16 protein-coding genes are annotated in these 21,232 nt (G+C 73.1%); 11 read left to right on the forward strand and 5 right to left on the reverse strand.

What is annotated here, in order from left to right; translation table 11 throughout:
- Positions 1 to 46 precede the first annotated feature (46 nt).
- Together O0S08_RS40040 and O0S08_RS40045 are read right to left on the reverse strand one after the other, a co-directional pair.
- Positions 47 to 994: a C-type lectin domain-containing protein gene (locus O0S08_RS40040; protein ID WP_269034759.1), complete on the reverse strand. Its 948-nt coding sequence runs from the start codon at positions 992 to 994 to the stop codon at positions 47 to 49.
- The gene (locus O0S08_RS40045; RefSeq protein WP_269034760.1) at positions 991 to 1,974 is read right to left on the reverse strand and encodes a MopE-related protein; all 984 of its coding nucleotides are present in this window, start codon (positions 1,972 to 1,974) and stop codon (positions 991 to 993) included. Before O0S08_RS40045 ends, O0S08_RS40040 begins: the two co-directional genes overlap by 4 nt.
- 320 nt (positions 1,975 to 2,294) lie before the next feature.
- Between O0S08_RS40045 and O0S08_RS40050 the strand changes: the two genes are divergently transcribed.
- Both O0S08_RS40050 and O0S08_RS40055 read left to right on the forward strand, forming a co-directional pair.
- Positions 2,295 to 2,726: a hypothetical protein gene (locus O0S08_RS40050; RefSeq protein ID WP_269034761.1), complete on the forward strand. Its 432-nt coding sequence runs from the start codon at positions 2,295 to 2,297 to the stop codon at positions 2,724 to 2,726.
- Between the two features lie 501 nt (positions 2,727 to 3,227).
- Positions 3,228 to 4,931, forward strand: coding sequence for a SulP family inorganic anion transporter (locus O0S08_RS40055; RefSeq protein ID WP_269034762.1), 1,704 nt, complete (start codon positions 3,228 to 3,230; stop codon positions 4,929 to 4,931).
- Between the two features lie 410 nt (positions 4,932 to 5,341).
- Here O0S08_RS40055 and O0S08_RS40060 read toward each other — a convergent pair whose 3' ends face one another.
- Positions 5,342 to 6,136 (reverse strand): DUF1963 domain-containing protein, encoded by a 795-nt coding sequence (locus tag O0S08_RS40060; protein ID WP_269034763.1) that lies wholly within the window; start codon positions 6,134 to 6,136, stop codon positions 5,342 to 5,344.
- Between the two features lie 321 nt (positions 6,137 to 6,457).
- On the opposite strand from O0S08_RS40060, the gene O0S08_RS40065 reads away from it, so the two are divergent.
- The 6 genes from O0S08_RS40065 to O0S08_RS40090 all read left to right on the forward strand — a co-directional run bounded on the left by O0S08_RS40065 (position 6,458) and on the right by O0S08_RS40090 (position 16,148).
- Positions 6,458 to 8,083 (forward strand): sulfatase-like hydrolase/transferase, encoded by a 1,626-nt coding sequence (locus O0S08_RS40065; RefSeq protein WP_371879578.1) that lies wholly within the window; start codon positions 6,458 to 6,460, stop codon positions 8,081 to 8,083.
- Complete coding sequence (locus tag O0S08_RS40070; RefSeq protein ID WP_269034764.1) at positions 8,080 to 9,060, forward strand: formylglycine-generating enzyme family protein; 981 nt, start codon at positions 8,080 to 8,082, stop codon at positions 9,058 to 9,060. The genes O0S08_RS40065 and O0S08_RS40070 overlap by 4 nt, the downstream gene beginning before the upstream one ends.
- Positions 9,061 to 9,186: 126 nt before the next feature.
- Positions 9,187 to 10,365 (forward strand): AAA family ATPase, encoded by a 1,179-nt coding sequence (locus O0S08_RS40075; RefSeq protein ID WP_269034765.1) that lies wholly within the window; start codon positions 9,187 to 9,189, stop codon positions 10,363 to 10,365.
- Positions 10,362 to 10,904, forward strand: coding sequence for a bpX5 domain-containing protein (locus tag O0S08_RS40080; protein ID WP_269034766.1), 543 nt, complete (start codon positions 10,362 to 10,364; stop codon positions 10,902 to 10,904). Before O0S08_RS40075 ends, O0S08_RS40080 begins: the two co-directional genes overlap by 4 nt.
- A 262-nt stretch (positions 10,905 to 11,166) precedes the next feature.
- On the forward strand, positions 11,167 to 12,960 hold the full coding sequence (locus O0S08_RS40085; RefSeq protein WP_269034767.1) for a hypothetical protein: 1,794 nt from the start codon (positions 11,167 to 11,169) through the stop codon (positions 12,958 to 12,960).
- On the forward strand, positions 12,957 to 16,148 hold the full coding sequence (locus O0S08_RS40090; RefSeq protein WP_269034768.1) for a bpX6 domain-containing protein: 3,192 nt from the start codon (positions 12,957 to 12,959) through the stop codon (positions 16,146 to 16,148). The genes O0S08_RS40085 and O0S08_RS40090 overlap by 4 nt, the downstream gene beginning before the upstream one ends.
- A gap of 248 nt (positions 16,149 to 16,396) precedes the next feature.
- On the opposite strand, the gene O0S08_RS40095 is transcribed toward O0S08_RS40090, so the two are convergent.
- Positions 16,397 to 17,200, reverse strand: coding sequence for a phytanoyl-CoA dioxygenase family protein (locus O0S08_RS40095; RefSeq protein ID WP_269034769.1), 804 nt, complete (start codon positions 17,198 to 17,200; stop codon positions 16,397 to 16,399).
- A 533-nt stretch (positions 17,201 to 17,733) separates the two neighbouring features.
- Here O0S08_RS40095 and O0S08_RS40100 point away from each other — a divergent pair.
- Entirely contained in the window at positions 17,734 to 18,150 is a 417-nt protein-coding gene (locus tag O0S08_RS40100; protein WP_269034770.1) for a hypothetical protein, read from the forward strand.
- Between the two features lie 113 nt (positions 18,151 to 18,263).
- Here O0S08_RS40100 and O0S08_RS40105 read toward each other — a convergent pair whose 3' ends face one another.
- Positions 18,264 to 18,608 (reverse strand): AgmX/PglI C-terminal domain-containing protein, encoded by a 345-nt coding sequence (locus O0S08_RS40105; protein ID WP_269034771.1) that lies wholly within the window; start codon positions 18,606 to 18,608, stop codon positions 18,264 to 18,266.
- 311 nt (positions 18,609 to 18,919) lie between these two features.
- Here O0S08_RS40105 and O0S08_RS40110 point away from each other — a divergent pair, with 311 nt between their 5' ends.
- Both O0S08_RS40110 and O0S08_RS40115 read left to right on the forward strand, forming a co-directional pair.
- On the forward strand, positions 18,920 to 19,531 hold the full coding sequence (locus tag O0S08_RS40110) for an RNA polymerase sigma factor (protein WP_269034772.1): 612 nt from the start codon (positions 18,920 to 18,922) through the stop codon (positions 19,529 to 19,531).
- The gene (locus tag O0S08_RS40115; RefSeq protein WP_269034773.1) at positions 19,521 to 21,224 is read left to right on the forward strand and encodes a serine hydrolase domain-containing protein; all 1,704 of its coding nucleotides are present in this window, start codon (positions 19,521 to 19,523) and stop codon (positions 21,222 to 21,224) included. Before O0S08_RS40110 ends, O0S08_RS40115 begins: the two co-directional genes overlap by 11 nt.
- Positions 21,225 to 21,232: the final 8 nt, after the last annotated feature.

A 21,232-nucleotide genomic window follows, 5' to 3' on the forward strand; every position in this document is an offset into this window, starting at 1 on the left:
CGCGGCCGAATCGGACCTGCCTTGAAAGACAGCCCTCACTCGCCGCTCACGGCGGCGGAGGCCCCTCGCAGATCCACTTGTGCAGCGCCCCGCAGCTCTCGTCGACCCAGCGCTCCTGGGTGTTGCCCTTCCCCTTCGACACCAGCGCCAGGCAGTCGGCGCCGCCGTCGCCGCTGCCCTTGTCGTCGGGTTGATTCGGGGCGAAGCGGCCGTCCCACTTGGGCACCTCCGAGCCGTCGAGCCAGCGCCAGCTGCCCTCCTGGTTGCCGTCGCCGTCCTGCGCGCCGAGGTACCACTGCCCGCTGTTCTCGGCCAGGTAGCTGACCAGCAGGTTGTGCTCGAGCCAGTCGTCGTCGATCGCCAGATCGAGCCCGCGCAGCTGGCAGTCGGCGCGCGCGTCGGCCCAGTTGTGGGCGCCGGTGCAGAACGCGTACAGGCGCCCGGCCGCGAGGATGTACGTGCACACGCCGCAGGCGATGTTGCTGCGCGGGTCGAACTCGTCGACCGATTGATCGCAGTCGTCGTCGACCACGTTGCACGTCTCCGGCTGGCCCGGGAACACCGCCGCGTCGGCGTCGTCGCAGTCGCCCGCCTGCGGCGAGAAGCCCGGGCCCGCGCACGCGGTCACCGGCTGCCCGTCGTCGCCGAAGCCGTCGCCGTCGTCGTCGACGTAGAGCGCCTCCGGCGTCGCGCACGGCTCGCCGGTCGTGTCCGGCTCGCCGGCGGTCGTGGTGGTGGTGGTGGTCGGCTCCGCGGTGGTGAGCCCGGTCGACGTCACCGCCGCCTCGGTCGTCTCCGCGGGGCCGCCGGTGGTCGTGGTCGTCGGCGCGATCGTGGTCGCCGGCGGCTCGCCGGTGGTCGTCGACGTGGATGTCTCTTGGGGCAGGTCGTCCGGCTGCGCCCCGAGGCCGCTGCCGTCGTAGGTGCACGCGAGCGACAGCGCCGCCGCCAGCGCGAGGACCTGCGTCCGTCGCGGGCCCGGCGCGCCGTTCATGGCAACGGGCCCTCGCAGATGAACTTGAGCCCGCCGTCGCACATGCTATCGGCCCACTTGCCCTTCTCGCCGAAGTAGCCGCCCACGCCGTTGTTGTCGACCAGGACCATGCAGTCCGCTTCTTCCCAGACGAGCCACTCCTGGTCGTCGGGCTGATTGTTGCCCCACCCGTCGCCGGCCACGTTGACGCCGTCGGACACCCACTTGAAGGTGCCCTCGGTCATGAGGTCATTGCCGCCGAGCCACCACAGGCCGGTGTCGCCGATCTCCTGCACCAGGAAGTCGTGCTCGGCGCCGCCGTCGTCCTTGGCCAGGTGCAGCCCGTGCCCGACGCAGAACTTCTCCGCCTGCTCCCACTCGAGCGAGTTGGTGCAGAAGTAGTAGAGGCTGTCCTCGCGCACGACGAAGCGGCAGCCGGCGCAACTCTCCGAGTTCTGCTCGGCGTCGTACTCGTCGAACATGCCGTCGCAGTCGTTGTCGAGGGTGTCGCACATCTCGATGATGCCGGGGTGCGAGTAGGCAGCCATGTCATTGCAATCGGTATTGTCCGGCACCCACCCCTGCTCGCCCTCGCAGACGAGCATGGGCATGTTGGGGTCGCCGTAATTGTCGTTGTCGAAGTCCTTGTAGGCCATCACCAGCGGGCAGCCGGTGGTCATGTCCGGCATGGTGGTGCTGGTCATCGGCTGCGTGGTGGTCTCGGGCTCGCCGGTGGTCGTCAGCGACGGCATCGAGGTCGGGTCGCCGCCCGGCCCGCCGGTGCCGTCGGTCATCGACTCCGAACCCGACACGCCGACCGTCTCGTCGCTCGTCGTCGCCGGCCCCGGCCCGGTGTCCGTCAGCGGCCCCGGCTCGGTGGTCGAGCCCGTCGTCGTCGTCGGCCCCGCGCCGGCGCCGGTCTGCGGCGTCTCGCCCAGCCCCGAGGCGTCGAACGTGCAGCCCGCGGCGAGCACGAGCAAGAAGACAGCGACCCTACGCATCGCTCCCCACTCTAGCCGGAACACCGCCCCGCCGGGCCGCCTGCACCCGCCGAAGCCTCACGCGCGCGGGCGCAAGCGCGCGCCGCGTTTGATACACTCGCGACATGCGCACGCGCCTCGCCCCCACGCTCGCAGCCCTGCTCGCTTGCACGCCCGTAACAACCGACGCGCCGCCCAGCCAACCCCCGTCCTCGCCCGCGCAATCGCCCGGCCTGCCGGCCACCTCGGCTCCCGCTCCGACGCCGACGCCAGCCCCTCAGCCCGCCCCCGAGTCCCTCGAGGAGCGCAACGTCTCGAAGTCCGCCGGCACCGCGGGCGGCGTGACAGTGCTGTGGCCGCGCATCATCCCGCGGGAGATCGTCGACGACAACCGCGGCCTCGCCTCGGCCCTGCAGCAGCAGATGAAGCGCATCGTCGAGAAGCACCTGCCCGGCCGCCCGATCGACTTCCGCCCCGAGCCGGAGCGGGTGTGCCCGAAGGAGGGCTGCGCGGGCGTGTCGGTCGGGCTGCTGCTGTCGCGCCAGAACCAGGGCTGCCTGGTCATCGCCCTGATCTCCCGCCCCGGCGTGTCGCCGACGAAGATCGTCCCCTGGGTCGGCAAGGTCCAGCTCCGCGCCGACACCGTCGGCTTCCGCGAGTGGCCCGAGTCGCAGATCACCGTCGACGACTACGTGCCCTGCAACTCGCTCCTCACCACGATGGACGCCCAGGAGCCGGCCATCGCCGCGGCCCTCCAGGCAGCCGCCCAGTAGATTTTTTCCGGAGGACCACGCCGCCTGTCTTCCGGGCCAGGCGGCGATCCGGTGACTCCGTTCGACATGTCTCTCCGGACATACGGCGTCTGACACCAGGCCGATGTCCGGGGAGCCGTCTCTCTCGGGGCGTACGGAGAACGAGGTTGCGGTGCGGCCGCGGGTCTGACGCGGCGCTCGTCGTCTCCGCCCCGCCCTCGGCGTCGCTCGCCGCACCAAGGATGTCTTCAGGACATGTCCCTCGCGCCATACTTCCCATCGCGCCGCAGGCCGCATGTCCCTCGGGACACCTCACCTGTCCCTCGCGCCATCTACCCGCCGCCCCGCCCCGGCCCTCGCCGCGGCCGGCGGTGCGACCGCGGGCGTGACGAGACGCTCGTCGTCTCGCTCCGGACCGGCTGTGCCCGCCAGGACCTCGTTCGCCGCGGCGCCCGACGCAGCTGCCGCCCGGTCGCGGGCCGCTGAAGCCGGGGCGACAACGTGCCACACTCGCCGCGCCGCATGTCGTCTCTCGAGCCCAAGCGCCGCGCGCTCCTGCGCTGGACCGCGGGGTACAGCCGCCCCGACTTCGCGGCCGACCTGCTCGCGGGCGCGACCACGGCGGTGCTGTTGGTCCCGCAGGCGATGGCCTACGCCATGCTCGCCGGTCTGCCGCCGATCACGGGCCTCTACGCCTCGCTCGCGCCGCCGCTGGTGTACGCGGTGCTCGGCACCTCGCGGCGTCTCGCGGTCGGGCCGGTCGCGCTCGACTCGCTGCTCACCGCGGCCGCTCTCGCGCCGCTCGCAGCCGGCGACGTCGCCACCTACGTCGCCGCCGCCGCCGCGCTGGCGATCCTCGCCGGCGCGTTTCAGGCCCTCACCGGCGCGCTGCGCCTCGGCTTCGTCGTCAACTTCCTCTCGCTGCCGGTGCTGCGCGGCTTCACCTCGGCCGCGGCGATCCTCATCATCGCCAGCCAGCTCGGGCCCTTGCTCGGCCTCAGGCTGCCGACCAGCGCCGGCATGTGGCCGCTGTTCGTCGCGCTCGGCGAGCAGCTGCGCGCCGTGCATCTGCCGACCCTCGCGCTCGGCCTCGGCGCGGTGGTCCTGCTCGTCGCGCTCGGCAAGTTCCGCGGCAAGGCGCTGCTCCTGGTCGTCCTCGCCACCCTCGCCGGCCACCTCTTCGCCCTCGACGCTCGCGGCCTGGCCTTGCTCGGTCCGGTGCCCTCGGGCCTGCCGGTGCCCGCGTGGCCGGCGGTCGACCGCGAGCTGCTGGTCAGCCTCGCCCCCGCCGCCGCGCTCATCGCCCTGATCTCCTTCATGGAGGCGTTCTCGTCCGGCCTCGCGGTCGCGCGCCGCGGCGAGGTCGTCGAGCCCGATCAAGAGCTGCTCGCGCTCGGCTTCTCCAACATCGCCGCCGGCCTCGCGCGCGGCTACCCGATCGCCGGCGGCCTCTCGCGCACCGCCGTCAACGCCCAGGCCGGCGCCCGCAGCCCGCTCGCCGGCGTCGTCACGGCCGCGATCGTCGCCCTCACCCTCGCCCTGTTCGCCCCGCTGCTCGCCACCCTGCCGCGCGCGGTGCTGTCGGCGATCATCGTCGTCGCCGTCGCGCGCCTGGTCGACCTCGCGTTCGTGCGCGAGCTCCGGCGCACCCGCCCGCGCGAGCTCGTGCCGCTGGCGATCACCTTCGCCGCCACCCTCGCGCTCGGCGTCGGCCTCGGCCTCGCGTTCGGCGTCGGCGCGTCGCTGCTGCTGTTCGTCCTCCGGACCACGCGCCCGCACACCGCCGTGCTCGGCCGCCTGCCCGGCACCCAGGTCTACCGCAACGTCCTCCGCTTCCCCGACGCCGAGACGGTCCCCGGCGTCGTCATCGTCCGCCTCGACGCCCCGCTGTACTTCGCCAACGCGACCTACCTGATCGACGAGCTGCGGCGGCAGATCTCCGCCCAGAGCGCCCGCGCCGTGGTGATCGACGCCGGCGGCGTGCACGACATCGACGTGTCCGCGCTCGCCAACCTGCGCGACTTCCTCGGCGAGCTGCGCCAGCACGGCATCGAGCTCCACGTCGCCGACCTCAAGGGCCCCGTGCGCGACGTCCTGGCCCGCAGCGGCTTCACCGCCGAGCTCGGCCCCGACCGCTTCAGTTTCACCGCCCACGAGGCCATCCAGCGCGCCAGCGGCGGCCAGGCCCCCGCGCCCGACCCCCGCGCGACCCAGAACTGGCCCTGACCTGCCCCGCAGGACAGCCCAAGATGTTCAAGGCCCGCCAGCACGCGCCGAATAGCGCGTCAGCGGCGACCAGGTCCCCGCGCCGCCCAGAACTGGCCATGACCTGTCCCGCATGACAGCCAAGGCTTCCGAGCGCTCGCACCGGCGCACGCCGGAGCGAAAATGTCTCTTCGGACATATCATCGCAGCGCTCCGCGAGTAACCTGTCCTACAGGACATCCTCACCCCGAGGACTCGCGCTCGGCGGCGCCGGCGTCGACGCGCCGGTGCAATGAGCCGTCCCACGATCTCCCGCCTGAGGCGGATCGACATGTCCCGAAGGACATATGAAGTCCCCGACGCGCTCGGCGGTGCCGCTCACCGGAGGCTCGCCCGTCCCGACGACCCCCGCCGCGCTCGCGGCCCGCGCGTCACTGCTGGCAGAAGTACGCCTTCTTGCCGCAAGCCGGGCAGGCGACGATCCACGTCGTCCCGCCGTCGCCGACCACCACCGCGCTCTCGCCGAGCTGGAGCACCGGCTGCATCGGCGTCTTGCACTTGCACTTCACGGTCTCGGGCTCCGCCACCCAGCGCGGCCAACCAGCCAGCTTGACCCCGTCGAGCGTCTCGAGCTCCGCCTCGTCCATCGCCTCCGCGAGCGCCTCGAGCCGCTCGCGGGTCGCCTCCGACTTCGGGCTCACCGCGAGCGCGGCCGCCAGCGACTCGACCAGGGTCGACGGGTAATCCTCGACCTCGCGCCAGTCGCGGAGGAACGTGACCGACAGCGCGTCCTCGTCGTCCTCGTCGTCCTCGTCCTCCTCGCCCGGCTCGATCGGCTCTCCGAGCGCGACCTCGCGGATCAGCGCGCCCTTGCTCCACGGATTCTCCGCGCCGCCGCTGCTCTGACAATCGTCGCACCAGAACAGCTGCAGCAGCTCCCCGCTCAGGCTCGCCTGCGCCGCCTGCGGCAGGTCCGAGCGGCGCAGCTGCAGGACGAAGCGGAGCGGCTGCTTGCACTCGCCGCACCTCGGCGCCGGCGCCTCCTTCGACAGGAACGGCGCCCCGCCGACCTTCGACGCGGTGACGTCGTCGGCGCCGAGCACCGTCTCGTCGTCGACGTAATCGGGCTCGTCGGTGACTGCTACCAGCGCCGGCACGAACGCCGTCCGCACCAGCCTGGGCCGCACGTCTTCGAGGGTCAACGACTCGGTCTGCTTCTTCGCCATGGGGGGCCGCGAAGCTAGGCGATCGCATCCGCCGGCGCAAGCACCGCCCGCCCCGACCGACCGGCCATTGCGCCCGCGACCCTTCACACACGCCCTCGCAGACGCGCCCTCTCGTGCCCGACGCCATTGCGCCACACCCCGTCCGGGGCCAAGGACCTGCCCACATTTCTCGCGCTCGACCATGACGACAAGGACGGTCCCGTGCCCCCGCGCAATGTTCATACCTCGACCGCGCTCCTCCGGCGGACCGCCGCGCTGAGCCTCGCCCTCGCCTGCACGCCGCGCCCCGGGGAAAGGCCCGCAGCCGGGCAGGAGCCGCCCATCGAGGGGCCCGAGCTGGCCCCGCCGCTCGCCCCCGACGGCCTCGTCGAGCCGGAGCCCGCCGCCCGGCCGCTCGGCCCCGGCTACGATCACCCCGATCAATTCCTCAGCGCCCGCACCAGCCGCCCGGCTGCCAACATGGAACCCGTGGTCACCCACGCCGCGCAGGTCCGGGCCGCCCGCGACAAGCTGGCCGCGCTGCAGCAACGCATGGGGAGGCGCCCCAACATTCTGGTCTTCCTGATGGACGACGTCGGCTGGATGGACCCCGGCTTCAACGGCGGCGGCGTCAGCGTCGGCAACCCGACGCCGCAGATCGATCGCGTCGCCGCCGAGAGCCTGGTCCTGACCTCGGCCTATTCGCAGCCGAGCTGCTCGCCGACCCGCGCCACCATCATGACCGGTCAATACCCGGTCCATCATGGCATCCTGCGCCCGCCGATGTACGGCCAGTCCGGCGGCCTCGAGGGCGCGGTCACCCTCGCCCGCCTGCTGTCGGAGCAAGGCTACGTCACCCAGGCGATCGGCAAGTGGCACCTGGGCGAGAACGAGGGGTCTCAGCCGCAGCACGTCGGCTTCGACGATTTCCGCGGCTTCCTCAGCGTCTCGGACATGTACACCGAATGGCGCGACCCGCACTTCAACCCGGAGATCGCGCTGAGCCCCGCCCGCACCGCATTCATCCGCAGCCTGCCGTTCTCCCGCGCCGACGTCCACGCGGTCCGCGGCGGCCCGCTCGAGACGGTCCAGGTGATCGATCTCGAGACGATCCAGGACCTCGACCAGGAGTGGGCCGCCTACGGCGAGCGATTCCTGCGCCGCATGGCCGGCGAATCGCGCCCGTTCTTCATGTATTACAACACCCGCGGCTGCCACTTCGACAACTACCCCAACGCTCATTACCGCGGCCGCTCGCCCGCCCGAACCACCTACAGCGATTGCATGGTCGAGATGGACGACGTGTTCGGCCGCCTCTACCGCACCCTCGAGCAGACCGGCCTGGTCGACAACACCCTCGTGCTGTTCACCTCCGACAACGGCCCCGAGCAGGAGATCGCGCCGTACGGTCACACCCCGTTCCGCGGCGGCAAGGGCTCGACCTGGGAGGGCGGCGTGCGCGTGCCGACCTTCGCCTCGTGGCGCGGCACCATCACCCCGCGCCGGTCCGAGGGCCTGTTCGACCTCGCGGACATCTTCAACACCGCGCTCGCCCTCGCCGGCCGGCCCGGCGGCGAGCTGTCCGCGCTCGTGCCCGACGATCGCTACGTCGACGGGGTCGACCAGACCTCCTTCCTGGTCGCCGACGACGGCGAATCGAACCGCCGCAGCGTCCTCTACTTCTGGAACGACCGCCTCGTCGGCACCCGCATCGACGAGTTCAAGTTCAGCTTGCAGGCCCAGCTGCCGCAGCTGGTGACGCAGCGCGGACAGCAGGGCGGCTTCACCGGCGCGATCGTGCCGGGCGCCGGCGCGCTGATGTTCAACCTCTACACCAACCCGCAGGAGGACGACTCGATCGGGGTCCGTCACCTCCCGGTCGTCCTCGCCCTCGAGGCCGAGCTGCTGCGCTACCGCGAGGTGCTGAAGAAATTCCCGGCGCGCAAGCAGATCGAGTTCACGCAATGACCCGCCTCCTCGTCGCCGCGCGCGGCTCGCTGCTCGCCGCGTGCCTGGCAGCCTGCGAATCATCACCGCCCGGGATGGTGTGGATCCCCGCCGGCGAGTTCTGGATGGGCTCCGACGACCCGCGGCTGACCGACGCGCACCCGCGCCACCGCGTCGCGGTCTCGGGCTTCTGGCTCGGCGCCACCGAGGTCACCAACGCCCAGTTCGCCGCCTTCGTGCGCGCGACCGACCACGTCACGCTGGCCGAACGGATCCCGCGCGCCGAGGATTATCCAGACGTCCCGCCCGACCGCCTGGTCGCCGGCTCGATCGTCTTCACCCCACCCGGGCGCGTCGCCTCGCTCGCGCGCGCCGACGCGTGGTGGCGCTACGTCCCGGGCGCCGACTGGCGGCACCCCGAGGGTCCGACCAGCGACCTCGAAGGTCGCATGAATCACCCCGTCGTCCACGTCGCCCACGCCGACGCCGTCGCTTACGCGCGCTGGGCCGGCGCCCGCCTGCCGACCGAGGCCGAGTGGGAGTACGCGGCCCGCGGCGGCCTCGACCGCAAGCGCTACGTGTGGGGCGACGCGCCGCTCGTGAACGACGCGCACCCCGCCAACACCTTCCAGGGCCGCTTCCCCGGCCACGACACTGCCGCCGACGGCCACGCGGGAGCCGCCCCGGTCGCCGGCTACCCCAGCAACGGATATGGCCTTTACGACATGTCCGGGAACGTCTGGGAGTGGACCGCCGACTGGTACCGCCCCGACACCTACGCCCGCCGCCCGCCGCGAGCCGTCGATCCGCCTGGCCCTCGGGACAGCTTCGACCCGGCCGAACCCGGCGTCGCCAAGCGCGTCCAGCGAGGCGGCTCCTACCTCTGCACCGACCAGTACTGCGGCCGCTACACCCCCGACGCCCGCGGCAAGGGCGCCCCCGACAGCGCCACCAACCACCTCGGCTTCCGCATCGCCCGCGACGCCCCGGCGCCGTGAACGGGCCTCTCACATGTCCTGAAGGACATCCATCGCCCCTCGCCTCGAGGAGCCCAGCGCGAGCCCACCGCGCACTTTCGCCCACCTCACCGCTCCGCCGCCGAATCGCGTACCCTGCGGTCGCGCGTGACTCTCTCGTCTCTCACCGACGCTGCCGCTGCCGTTCGCGGGGCCCTCGCCGTCGCGGGCCGCGGGCTCGTCGAGCGCGACGCCTTGCTCGAGCTCGTCGTCCTCGCGGCCGTCGCCGGCGAGCACCTCCTGGTCATCGGTCCCCCGGGCACGGCCAAGAGCGCCGCGGTCCGGCGGATCGCGCGGGCCCTCGGCGGCAACTACTTCGAGTACTTGCTGGGCCGCTTCACCGAGCCGAGCGAGATCTTCGGGCCCGTCGATCTCCGCAAGCTCCGCGAGGGCCGCGTCGAGACCGAGACCGCCGGCATGTTGCCCGAGGCCGAGATCGCCTTCCTCGACGAGGTCTTCCTCGGCTCGACGGCCATCCTCAACGCCCTGCTCGGACTCCTCGCCGAGCGGGTGTTCCGCCGCGGTCACACCACCATGCGCTGCCCGCTGCGCGTGTGCGTCGGCGCGGCCAATGCACTGCCGCAGGAGGAGAGCCTGGCCGCCTTCGCCGATCGCTTCCTCGTGCGCGTGTTCGTCGAACCGATCCCCGACGCTCGCCTCGAGGAGCTGCTCGAGCAGGGCTTCGGCGCCGCACAAGAGCTCGACGCGCCGCTGGCCTCGCTCGCGCAGCTCGACGTCCTCGGCGCCGCGGCTCGCAACGTCGACCTCGAAGGCGTGCGTCCCGCGCTCGCGCACGCCATCCGTCGCCTGCGCGGCGCCGGCATCGCGCTGTCGGATCGCCGGCTCGTCAAGATCCAGCGCCTCGTCGCCGCCGCCGCAGCGCTGGCCGGGCGCACGCGGGCGAGCGACGGCGATCTGTGGCCGATCGTCGCCGCAGTGCCGACCGCGGCCGAGCAGGCCCAGACCCGCGACACCCTGCGCGACCTGTTGCAGCGCTCCGAGAGCGGAGTGCTCGGCGCCGCCGCGGCCGAGTCGTCGCTCGGCCCGCTGGTTCGCGCCGCGCGGATCGCCGGCGACGCCGACCTCCTGCTCGCGCGCGACCCCGGCATCGAGCCGCTCGCGCGCGAGGCGTGGCGGCTCAAGCTGGAGGCGCTCGCGCGCGAGATCGACGCCAGCTTCCGCGCCGAGGAGCTCCCGGCCGACGCCGCGCGGGTGCGGGCCGCGATCGTCGAACGATTCGCCGCGCTCGACGCCGCCGCGCCGGCGCCGGGCCCGGGCGGCGTGTGACCGCCGCGATTCACGTCACCTGGCGGACCCGCGCCGTCCCCCTGTCCCCGCAGGCGGTGGCCGCCGCCGGGCCCGTCGCCGCGCGCCTCGTCGATCGACTGCTCACATTCACCGACGACGCCCTGACGCGCTTGCGCGGGGTCGCCGGCCCCGACCTGCTCGTCCTCACCGGTGAATCCGCCGACCTGCCGTGGCTCGACGGCGTCGAGTACCTCGGCCGCGACCCGCTCGCCCCCGGATTGTACATACCGACCACCCTCGAGCCCGCGCCGGTGGCGGCGCTGCTCGAGCGAGCCCTGCGACAGCGCGCCCCGCAACTGGCCCCGCCGCTCGCGCTGGTGTCGCTCGCCGAGAAATCCCACGAGTCCGATCTCCATCGACCTGCGCCCGGCGACTCCCACGATTCGACCCGACCTCCATCCTCACCGCCTCGCGACTCCCACGATTCCACGCTGTTCGTACGGCCGCGCCTCGTCTCGCTGGCCGACGCCCGACCGCTGGTGCGCGCCAGACTCCGCGCGTGGCGAGGTCTCGCATGACCCGCTTCGCCCCGCCTCTCTCCGCCCCGCGACGCCGACGAATCCACGCGGCTCGTGCTGCCGCGATTCGTCTCGCGCGCCGATCCTCGTCGTCGAGCGAACGCCAAACTCCGCGCGTGGCGAGGTCTCGCATGAACCGCCTCGCCCCGCCCCTCTCCGTCCCGCGACGCCGACCCATCCACGCGGCTCGTGCTGCCGCGATTCGTCTCGCGGGCCGCTCCTCGTCCGTCGCGCTCCCTCGCGGCTGCGCGCGAGGTCGCGAATGAGCGTCCACGTCTTGCCGCCGGCGCTCGTGCCGTGGGAGCCGTGGCTCGCCTTGTTTCCGGCCGAGCTCGCGCTCTCGCTGGGTCCGATGATCCAGCGCCTCGCCGCCGCACTCGGCCCGCTCGCCGTCCCCGCGCACAGCGGCCACGGCGAGCCCGACGGCTTCGGCGGCCTCGATCGCCGCGGCCACTACGAGCGCCTGCTCGCCAGCGAGTGGCTGCTCGCCGAGCTCGCCCCCGAAGAATTCCTGCGCCGCGCCGCCGCCTCCGAGCACGCCTTCCTCCGCCTCGAGCGGCGCGAGCCGGCCCTCGCGCGCACCAGCGTCGTCCTGTTCGACAGCGGCCCGACCCAGCTCGGCGGCCCGCGCCTCGCCCAGCTCGCCGCCCTCATCGCCCTCGCCCGCCGCGCTCAGGCCGCTCACGCCTCGCTCGCCTGGGGCGTCCTGCAGGCGCCCGACGTCCCGCTCCACCGCGACGTCACCCGCGAGACCGTCCACGCCCTCCTGGCCAGCCGCTCGACCTCCACCGTCACCGCCGCGCACCTGGCCGCCTGGAAGACATGTCTCGGAGGACATGACTCCAAAGACACATGGATCATCGGCGGCGCCGCGGTCCGTCGCCACGCCTGGGCCGGCGTCGCCACCGTCGAGCTGCGCGACCTCGTCGCCCCCGGCGCCTCGGAGCTCGCCGCCGACCTGCGGACCGCCACCGGGCGCACCGCCGACGTTCGCCTCCCGCTGCCCGACGGCCCCACCTGCGTCCGCCTGATCCGCGAGCCCTTCCCTCCGGAGCGAGCGACCCCCAGAGTCCCCGCCCCCCGCCGCACCCGCCGCGTGCCCGTCACCAACCTCGTCATCACCAACAACGGCGAGCGCGTGTTCGCCGGCGCCAGGGGCGGCGGCGTCATCGTCTATCCCGTCCCTCACTCGCCGCAGGGCGGCGTCGGCAAGCCCAAGCTGCACTTCCCCGAATTGTCGCGGCCGCCCGTGGCGGTCGGCTGGTACAACCGCGGCAGCGCGGCCGTGGCCGACAACACCAACGGCGCGGCGATGTTGTTCCGCAAGGCGAAGCGCTCCGCGAACAGCCACGAGGACCTGCGCTACGCCGACGCCGACGCGCCGGTCGTGGCCGGCGACCGCCTGGACCTCCTGCGATTCCGCCGCGGCTACGCGTTCTTCCGCGACTGCGTCGACAAGTTGTACGCCCTCGGCCTGCCCGAGAGCGGCGCGAACGCCATGCATCGCGTCGAGACGGAGACGCTCGCCGTCGCCGACTGCCCCGAGTGGCTCGTGCACGTCTCCTTGCACATGCTCGACGACGACTGCGCCCTCCCGTGGTACTGGTCGATCTGCGTCGACAACGGCCCCCAGCCGTCGCAGCACGTCCATCTCGGCTTCGAACGTCCCCACGGCGCCCACATCACCCGCGACATCAGCGGCGACTGGCAATGCGCGATCAGCCACGAGCCCGGGCGCTGGAAGTACTACGGCAAGAAACCACTCGAGCTCGAGTGGCGCACCGACGATCGCGTGATCGGCATGCTCCCCGCGTACCGCCACGCCGACGCCCCCGACCTCGGCCCCGCGCTCGTCACCCTGGCCTCCGACCGCTACTTCATGGCCCGCCAGGGCGACAACGCGGTGCTCCTCACCCGCGCCGAGGAGCCCGTCGTCCACGCCGTCCTCTCGACCGTCACCGGCCACCTCGCCTACCTCACCGCCCTCAACACGCTTGTCGTCCTGCGCCCGCCGTACGACACCCCGCTCGCGCGCTTCGTCGTGGAGGACCCATGACCGCCGCGACCGTCCGCCCGCGCCAGACCCTTCATCGCGGCAGCGTCGAGGCGATCGGCGTGCTCGTCAGCGACCTCGCCGGCGACGAGCTCGCCGCGCGCCGCAAGATCCTCGACCTCTGGCGACCGGGGACCACCGTCTTCGTCGTCGCCGAGCAGACCTGGCTGGTGAGGTGGCCGCTGCCGCAGCGCCTCCGCTGCGATCGCGCCCCCGGCCTCCCGATCGTCTCGCGCGGCTCCTGGCTCACCACCGCGCCGCTCGCCGACGACGAGCTCGCCGCCCTCGCCGCTCCCGCCGGCGCGCTGCTGTACGTGCGCCACGGCGCCTGCGAAGTCGTCTCGCTCGAGCGGACCGTCGACGTCGCCGAGTGGCTCGCGGTCGCCGACTTCGAGCCCGTCGAGGTCGGCTCGCTCGGCGATCCGCCGCGACCTGCCGCGTCGAGCCACGACCCCGCGCCGCCCGTCCGCGCGCTCTTCCGCCACCTCGTCGCCGCCCCGCCGGCCGACGCCCGCGACGTCGCCGCCGCCATGCAGACCGCCGCGCGACGTCGCCGCGGATTGTTCGTACCCGCGGCCGCGCAAGCGAACGCGGGCGACCTCTCGGGCGCCGCGCCCGACGAGCCGCGCGCGTCCGGCAAAAAACCGGTCGCAGCGATCGCAGTCGTCCTCGCCGTCGGGCTCCTCGCCGCCTCGCAGTTCGTCGGGGCCGGCCTCTACGCCGCGCTCGCCGCCGGCGGCGTGGCCTGGGCAGCAGCCCGCTCGTCGCGCTCACGCGAGGCCGCGACGGAGCCGACCGCCCTCGCGCGCAAGTCGGGATCGATCCCCGGCACCGGCGAGCCCGCGGCGCCGACGAACGCCGCCATCACCCGCAAGGCCGGCTGGATCGCCGGCATCGGCACGGTGGGCGGCGTCGCCATGTTGCTCGCCGCACCGCTCGCCGCCGTCTCTGCGCTCGGCGTGCTCGCCACCATCCCCGTGATGCTCGCCGTCGCCGGGGTCCTGCGCCGCGTCCTCGGCATGAGCGGCGCCCCGTCCTCTCCCGGCGCTTCGCCACCGCCGCCGCAGCCGCTCCCCCGCCCCCTGCCCGCGCCGCCATCGCCGCCGCCTGCGCCCTCGCGCCTGCGCGACCTCATGCTCCGCATGCTCGCGCGCGCCGGCCTGCTGACGGGCCTGAACCGGCGCCACGCTCGCTACTTGCAACGGCTCGTCGACATGTTCGAGCGCGGCGACTACGACCAGGCCCTGCGTCACGCCATCCCGCTCGGCGACGGCGACGGCGAGCCCGGGCCGCCCGCGCTGCGCGGCCCCACCGTTCGCAAGGACCTGCAGATCCGCCCGGGCCCCGCGGCGCCCTCGTCGTCGCTGCTGCTCGCCGGCGACGACTTCTCGTTCCTCCGTCAGACCTACCGCGCCGCCTTCGATCGCCTGGTCAAGGCCGGCCGCATCGACGAGGCCGCCTTCCTGCTCGCCGAGCTGCTGCACGCCGACGAGGAGGCCGTCGGCTTCCTCGAGCGTCACGACCGCCGCCGCCTGGCCGCCGAGATCGCCGAGGCCCGCAACCTCGCGCCCGGCCTCGTCGTGCGGCAATGGTTCCTCGCCGGCGAACGCCAGCGCGGCATCCTCGTCGCGCGCCGCAAGGGCGCCTTCGCCGACGCGGTCGCCCGCCTCGAGCGCGACCCCCAGCACCGCGACGAGGCCTCCGCCCTGCGGCGCGCGTGGGCCGGCACCCTCGCCGCCGCCGGCGACTACGAGGTGGCCGTCGAGATCGCAACACCTGACCCTTCGGCCATCTCCGACGTCCGCCGGTGGATGGACCTCGCCATCGCCCGCGGCGGCCCGGGCGGCGCGCGGATGCTCGGGCGCGCGCTGCAGCGCTTCCCCGACGACCTCGCCCTGCACCTCGAGGAGCTGCTCCGCCTCGCCGACCCCGACGAACCGGCGCACACCGACGCCCGCAAGCAGCTGCTCGACGTCCTGGTCGCCGGCCCCGTCACCGACGCGGTGCGGCTGGCCGCGCGCCCGCTGCTCCGCGGCCTCCTCGTCGACGCCGACCGCGGCGACCGCCCGATCGACGAAGCAAAGCTGCAAACGCTGGCGCTCGCGCTCGGCGCCGACGCCCTCCGCGTGGATCTGCCGGCCTGGCCCAAACGCCAGGTCACGACCTCCCTCGCCATGCGCTCCGGCCTCCGCCACCTCGAGTTCGGCCCGGGCGACGTCGGCGCGATCGCGGTGCACGACCTCGCCCTGCTACCCGACGGCAAGCTGCTGGTCGCCCTCGGCGAGCTCGGCGTGCGGCTGTACGCCCGCGACGGGCGGTTGCTCTGGTACGCCGATCAGCCGGCCGAGTCGCTGGTCCTGTCCGACCACGGCGATCGGGCGATCGCGGTGGTCGGCCGCGGCCGCGGCGTGGTCCGCCTCGCCCGCCTCGACCTCGTGCGTCACAAGGCGACCTCGTGGTGCGAGGGCCGGCTCGCGCGCTGGGCCGCGAATTTCGACGGCCACACCTGGCTCGTCGCCGAGAGCTCGAGCTTGCGGCCCGACCGCCAGCAGCTGGTCGTCGTCGACGTCCTCGTCGACACCGAGCTGCGCGCCCTCGACCGCCGCGACCTCGACGACGCCGCCGTCCTCGACGTCGCCCGCTCCGCCGCCGCCGCCGTGGTCCTCCTCGCCCGGCCGTCCGGCGAGCTCGAGCGCTGGCGGTGGGACCTGCCCGACTGGACCCTGCGCCGACGCGAGGAGCTGCCGCACCCGGACCAGCTCACCGACCCAAACCTGCTCGGACCGCATCTCGTCGGTCCGATCCCTTGCAAGCGCCTGTGCAGCGCCGAATCCCCGCGCGGCGAGCACGTCGCCTGCTACAAGCCCGACATCCCGAACCTGCCGGCCCTCCTCCACGTCTCGTACCAGGACCAGCGCGCCGGCACCCTCCGCGGCCTCAACGGTGCCCCCACGAGCGTCGTCGTCGACGGCAACTGGCTCGCCGTCGTCTCCGCCTCCGAGACAAGTCTCGAAGTCCTCGTCATGACCGTCGACGACCGTGAGCCTCGCGCCGTCGTCCTGCTGGCCGGCGCCCGCCGGGCCACCTTGCGCCTGACGGACCAGGTCCTGGCGATCGCCGACGATCGCGGCCGGGCCCTGGTGATCGACCTCCTCGACGGCGAGGTCTCGCGCTCGCTGCGGATCGTCTGAAGCGCTCGCACTCGCGTCGCCTGGTTCGTTCGCAGCGAGCCCCTCATTCGGCCTCACGACTGCCGGGACGTCCCGAGAATCGAGCGCGACGAACTGCCGCGCTCGACTCCCCGGAGTCATCGAGAGACGCTCCGCAGCAAACGTCCGGGACGCGAGCGCGCCGACCTGCTGCGCTCGATTTCCGTGAGGTCCTCGAGCGCGCGGCCGATCGCCGCACGCTCGGTCACTGCATCACGCGGCGAGCCGCCTCAAGCACGACCCAGCGCGCGGCGGATCGCCGTCTCGACCGGCACATACCGCCCGTCGGCGCGCTCGAGCTGGAACGGCTCTCGCGCCAGCAGCGGCGGCTGGGCGAGGAACCGCGGCCGCGTCCCGCGATGGGGCTGGGCCGAGTGCACGAGGAACGGGTGGCACAGGTACACAGCGCCGGCCTCGCCGGTCGCCAGCGCCTCGGGCAGGTGCGCCGAGCCGGCGAAGCCATCGGCCGCCAGCTCGCGCAGGCTCAGCCCGGCCTCGCCGGCGGGAGCCAGCTGGCGCGCGATCGCCAGGTGCGAGCCGATGCGGATCCGCGTCGGCGCGTCGTCGTCGCCGACGTCGGAGAGCAGGAACAACATCAGCAGCGCGCGGCCCTGCGAGGACACGTTGACGCGCCACTCCATGAAGTCGGGGTGCTCGGTGCCGAAGCTGACGTCGACGTGCCAGCCCGCGTCGCCTGGATCGACGGGCGACGGGAAGCGCACCGGGAACGTGCCGAGCGCCCTCTGCGGCCACCAGCGGTCGCGCCCCACCAGCTTGTCGAAGGCGTCGCGCAGCGCCGCGGTGTTGGCCGCGGCGACGAACGGCGGCTGGCCGTACTGGCCGAGCCGGATCACCGGCCGGGTCCAGGTCGCGGGGTCGTCGGGGTCGCAGCCGGTGTCGCGCCAGAGGATCGCCCGGGCCTCGTCCGCCACCTCGCGCGGGAAGGCGTGGTCGATGCGGACGAATCCGTCGCGGATGAAGTTCTCGATGTCCGCGTCGCCGAGCGCGCGGAAGGAATTGTCGTGAGCAGCCATGAAAAAATTCTCCGATCGCGCCGGCCCGCGGCGCCGCGAGGCGCCCGGAGGCCGGCAGTTCAGCCGTGGGCGCCAGGCGCCCGGTTCGAAGCGAGGGGCCTCAAACGACTTCGAAGAAGGCCGAAGCGATCGTGAACATCATCATGCCGCGGCCAGCATAGCCCACCGGCCCACCCGACTCAAGCTCGGGTCCTCGCCGACAGCTCGGCGCGCACGCCATCTCCTGCGTTTATGGACATGTCGTAAAGCACATGTCCTTTCAACCATCGCGGAGCCTCGCGCGATCGATGCGGTCTCGTCCGTGGCAGTCGTCTTCGCGCGCGCATCGTGGCGACCGTCACAGGCGGATTGTCTTGCGCTCGCACGCGCCGCTCGACGGCCCGCGAAAGCGCGCTAGCGCCCGCTGCGCAGCATCGCCCCGACCCCGCGAGAAACGCCGCGTGGGCCCGCCAGCAGGCCTTTCGCGGCCGGTTCGCATGGTCCGCACCAGATAAGGCGACTGGCCTATACGAGCTCCACCCCGCGCGATCACCATGGCCTTCGACAGCGACACCCTCAACACGATCTACGCCTCCACTCAGGGCTTCTGTCACCGCTGCCGCCGCAAGCTCGCGTTCTCGCGGTTCGGCTGCTGCGACGGCCGCGGCGCCTGGGACATCGACGCAGTCAGCCCGCACCCCAAGGTCATGGCCTTGCTGCCGGGCTGCCTCCGCTGCGTGCAGAAGCCGACCCCGCGGCGGATCCCCAAGTCGGCGCCGGCCCCTGCAGTGGCCGAGGACAGGCCCCCGGCCGCCGCCGAGGACCCGCCCGACGAGCCCGCCGCGAACAGCGAGGAGCCGCCGTACGGCGACACCGCCCTCGTCGGCGGCGCCGCCGGAGCCGTGCTCGGCGGCCTGTGGGGCGCCGTGCTCGGCGGCCTGATCGCCCTCGGCCTCCAGCTGTGGGGCTGACTCTCTTTTTTAAGTTCATGTCCCATTAGACATGTTGCTGCCAGGGTCATGACCCGTGCGAGCTCGGGCGCCGCGAGCTCGCACGGGTCATTCACTCGCGCAGAATGCAGCGGTCAGCCGGGCGCGAACTCGAAGGGGTAGCTGACCTGCACCGAGCCGCCGCTGGGCGCCGGGAACTTCCAGGTCTGCACCGTCGTCGCGACGCAGCTCTCGACCTTCGCGTCGGCGAGCGTCGAGCCCTGCTGGATCTCGCTGCTGCTGACCTCGCCGCCGCCGGCGATCTCGAAGTCCACCGTCAGCTTGCCGGCCATCGTCGGCTTGCGCGTCAGGCCCTCGTTGTAACAGGCCCGGATCTCCTGGATGTGGGCCTTCACGACCTTGCGGATCTCGTCCTTGTCGAGCGAGCCGCCGCCGGCCCGGGCCGGGGTGGCCGCCGTCACGATCGTGGTGATGAGCATCGCCGGGTACCATCTGCGCATATCGTCGCGTCTCCTTCGTTCACCCTGTCTCACGGAGGCGCGGCCGCGAGGTTCCCGAGGCTGCGCTCCTTCTCGCTACCTCTTCACCGAGAAGATCGCGGGCGAGGATCTCGCTACGACCTGGGATCCGCGGCGCTCTCTCTGAAGAAGAGGAGCCCCCTCGCCGCCCGGTCGTCGAGAACCTCGGCGGGCGTCTGCGCGCAGGCGCCCCGATCGCCGCCCTGATACCCCCTCGAGGCTTTTTTGCGTCGTTCGGGAACCCGCGGGCGGCCCGCCCGTGACACCCTCGCGTGACCGCCCTCGCCTCGCGGGACCCCGACGCAGTGCCGCCTCGACCTCCACCCGACGAGCTCGACGAGCTCACCCTGGCCCGCGCCCAGCGGGGCGACGCGCGGGCGCGGAGGGACCTGGTGATCCGCTATCAACGCCCCGTGTTCGCGCTGCTGTCGCGCATGCTGCACGGGCGAGCCGCGGCGCCGCAGGTCGAGGACCTGGCCCAAGAGACATTTTTGCGGGTGTTCCGCGCCTTGCAGGGCTTCGACCGGCGCGGCCCGGCGCGGCTGTCGACGTGGATCTTGACGATCGCCAGCCGGCTGGCGATCGACGAGCTGCGGCGGCGCCGCCCCGAAGTCGCCCCGATCGACCCGCTCGCCGAGCCCGCGGGTCCGGCCGCCGCCGACGCCGACGCCGAGCGCGTGCGCCTGGCGGCCGCGCTGCAGCACGCGATCGACGACCTGTCCCCCGAGTTCCGCGCCGCCTTCCTGTTGCGCGAGTATCACGAGCTCGAGTACGCCGAGATCGCCGACAACCTGCAGGTCGATCTCGGCACCGTGAAGTCCCGACTGTCTCGCGCCCGCGCCGCCCTGCGCCGCGCTCTGGAGGAGGTGTACCGTGCACGATGAACCCCGCACCGACGCCGAGCGCCGCGCGCTCGCGGCCTTCACCGCCGCCGAGCCGCCGGCCGACTTCGCCGATCGCGTCCTCGCGGCGGCCGCCGCCGAGGGCCGCGGCGAGCCCGGGCGCGCCCCGTTCGGCCGCCTGCTCGGCCTCGGGCTCCCCCGCCTGGCCGGCGTCGCGGTCGCCGGCGTGCTCGCCGTCGCCGTCGCTGCGGTCGCCGCGGCGGCCGCCGGCTGGATGCCCGAATGGACAGGTCTTTCGCGACATGTCCCGGAGATCGTCCCGGCCGAGCTGCCGCGCGACGAGACGTCTGTGAGCGCGGTCTTGCCGGAGGGCCCGCCGACGCCGGCGCTGGCGCTGCCGGCCGACCTGGCCGCGCGGGTCGACGCCTACGTCGGCGCGTTCGGCCGCAGCTACGGCGACGCCTTCAAGTTCCACGGCGTGATCGGCGTGGTGAAGGACGGCGAGCTCGCCCTGACCCGCGGCTACGGCCGGGCCGACCTCGGCAAGGACAGCCCGATCGACGCCAACACGCGGTTCAAGATCGGCTCGCTGACCCAGACCTTCACCGCGGTGGCGGTGCTGCAGCTGCGCGACCGCGGCCTTATCGACCTCGACGCACCTGTCCGCAAGTACATCCCCGACTACCCGGCGATCGGCGGCCGGATCACCGTCCGCCACCTGCTCACGCACACCTCGGGGATCCCCAGCTACACCGACGCCGCGGTGTTCTCGGTCGGACACACGCGCGCGGTCGCGGCGGCCGACGTGCGGGCGATCTTCCAGGACCTGCCGCTCGAGTTCGTGCCCGGCACCGACTTCGACCTCAGCAACTCGGGCTACTTCCTGCTCGGGCAATTGATCGAGCAGGTCGCGCACGTGCCGTTCGCCGACTACCTGCGCGACAACGTGCTGGCGCCCGCGGGCATGCGGGACAGCGGGATCGGCCTCGCCGCCGCGGCGCTCGGCCACGAGTTCGACGAGGACGAGGTGCTGGTGCCCGCCACGCAGCGCCACTTCTCGGCCTACGGCGCCGCCGCCGGCATGGTCTCGACCGCCGCCGACCTGGCCCGCTGGGACCGCGCCCTCCGCACCCCGGGCCTGGTGCTCGCGCAGAAGAGCCTCGACGAGATGACCACCGTCGTGCGCGAGGAGTACGGCATGGGCTGGTTCGTCCGCCAGGACGCCACGGGCACGATCGCGTGGCACCCCGGCGGCGTCGAGGGCTACAACGCGACGATCGCCCGCTTCCTCGGCGACGGCATCACCGTGTTCGTGCTGGCCAACACCGAGGCGATCGACACGCGCGCGGTCGCCTACGACCTGGCGCAGATCGTCCACGGGGGCGAGGTCCCGCCGCCGCGCGAGTACGACGAGGTCCGGCTGTCGGCCGCGCAGCTCGGCCGCTACGTCGGCACCTACGTGCTGACGGAGACGACGCACAAGGAGCTGAAGGGCCTGGTCGAGGACGACGAGCTCAGCGCGATCGAGCAGGTCCGGGTGTTCCGCGCGGGCGACCGCCTGTGGATGAACGTGCCGGAGCACGGCGACAAATGGATGCACTTCATGGGCGACGATCGCTTCTTCTTCAAGGACCCTTCGGCCACGCTGGCAGAGTTCGGCCCGCCGGGCGCGCCCGTCGCCCATCTCACGCTTCAAGCCGGCGAACTGCGTTTCATCCTGAAGAAGAACGGATGAAGCGGGGA

Origin of the sequence: Nannocystis punicea (genome assembly GCF_026965555.1) — a bacterium.
In the GTDB taxonomy this organism is placed as follows: domain Bacteria; phylum Myxococcota_A; class Polyangia; order Nannocystales; family Nannocystaceae; genus Nannocystis; species Nannocystis punicea.

Excerpts from the sequence above, each read along its gene's own strand:
- O0S08_RS40100 (WP_269034770.1), top strand. The coding sequence starts at position 17,734 with ATGGCCTTCGACAGCGACACCCTCAACACGATCTACGCCTCCACTCAG.
- O0S08_RS40045 (WP_269034760.1), bottom strand. The coding sequence starts at position 1,974 with ATGCGTAGGGTCGCTGTCTTCTTGCTCGTGCTCGCCGCGGGCTGCACG.
- O0S08_RS40090 (WP_269034768.1), top strand. The coding sequence starts at position 12,957 with ATGACCGCCGCGACCGTCCGCCCGCGCCAGACCCTTCATCGCGGCAGC.
- O0S08_RS40060 (WP_269034763.1), bottom strand. The coding sequence starts at position 6,136 with ATGGCGAAGAAGCAGACCGAGTCGTTGACCCTCGAAGACGTGCGGCCC.
- O0S08_RS40055 (WP_269034762.1), top strand. The coding sequence starts at position 3,228 with ATGTCGTCTCTCGAGCCCAAGCGCCGCGCGCTCCTGCGCTGGACCGCG.
- O0S08_RS40040 (WP_269034759.1), bottom strand. The coding sequence starts at position 994 with ATGAACGGCGCGCCGGGCCCGCGACGGACGCAGGTCCTCGCGCTGGCG.
- O0S08_RS40095 (WP_269034769.1), bottom strand. The coding sequence starts at position 17,200 with ATGGCTGCTCACGACAATTCCTTCCGCGCGCTCGGCGACGCGGACATC.
- O0S08_RS40105 (WP_269034771.1), bottom strand. The coding sequence starts at position 18,608 with ATGCTCATCACCACGATCGTGACGGCGGCCACCCCGGCCCGGGCCGGC.
- O0S08_RS40085 (WP_269034767.1), top strand. The coding sequence starts at position 11,167 with ATGAGCGTCCACGTCTTGCCGCCGGCGCTCGTGCCGTGGGAGCCGTGG.
- O0S08_RS40070 (WP_269034764.1), top strand. The coding sequence starts at position 8,080 with ATGACCCGCCTCCTCGTCGCCGCGCGCGGCTCGCTGCTCGCCGCGTGC.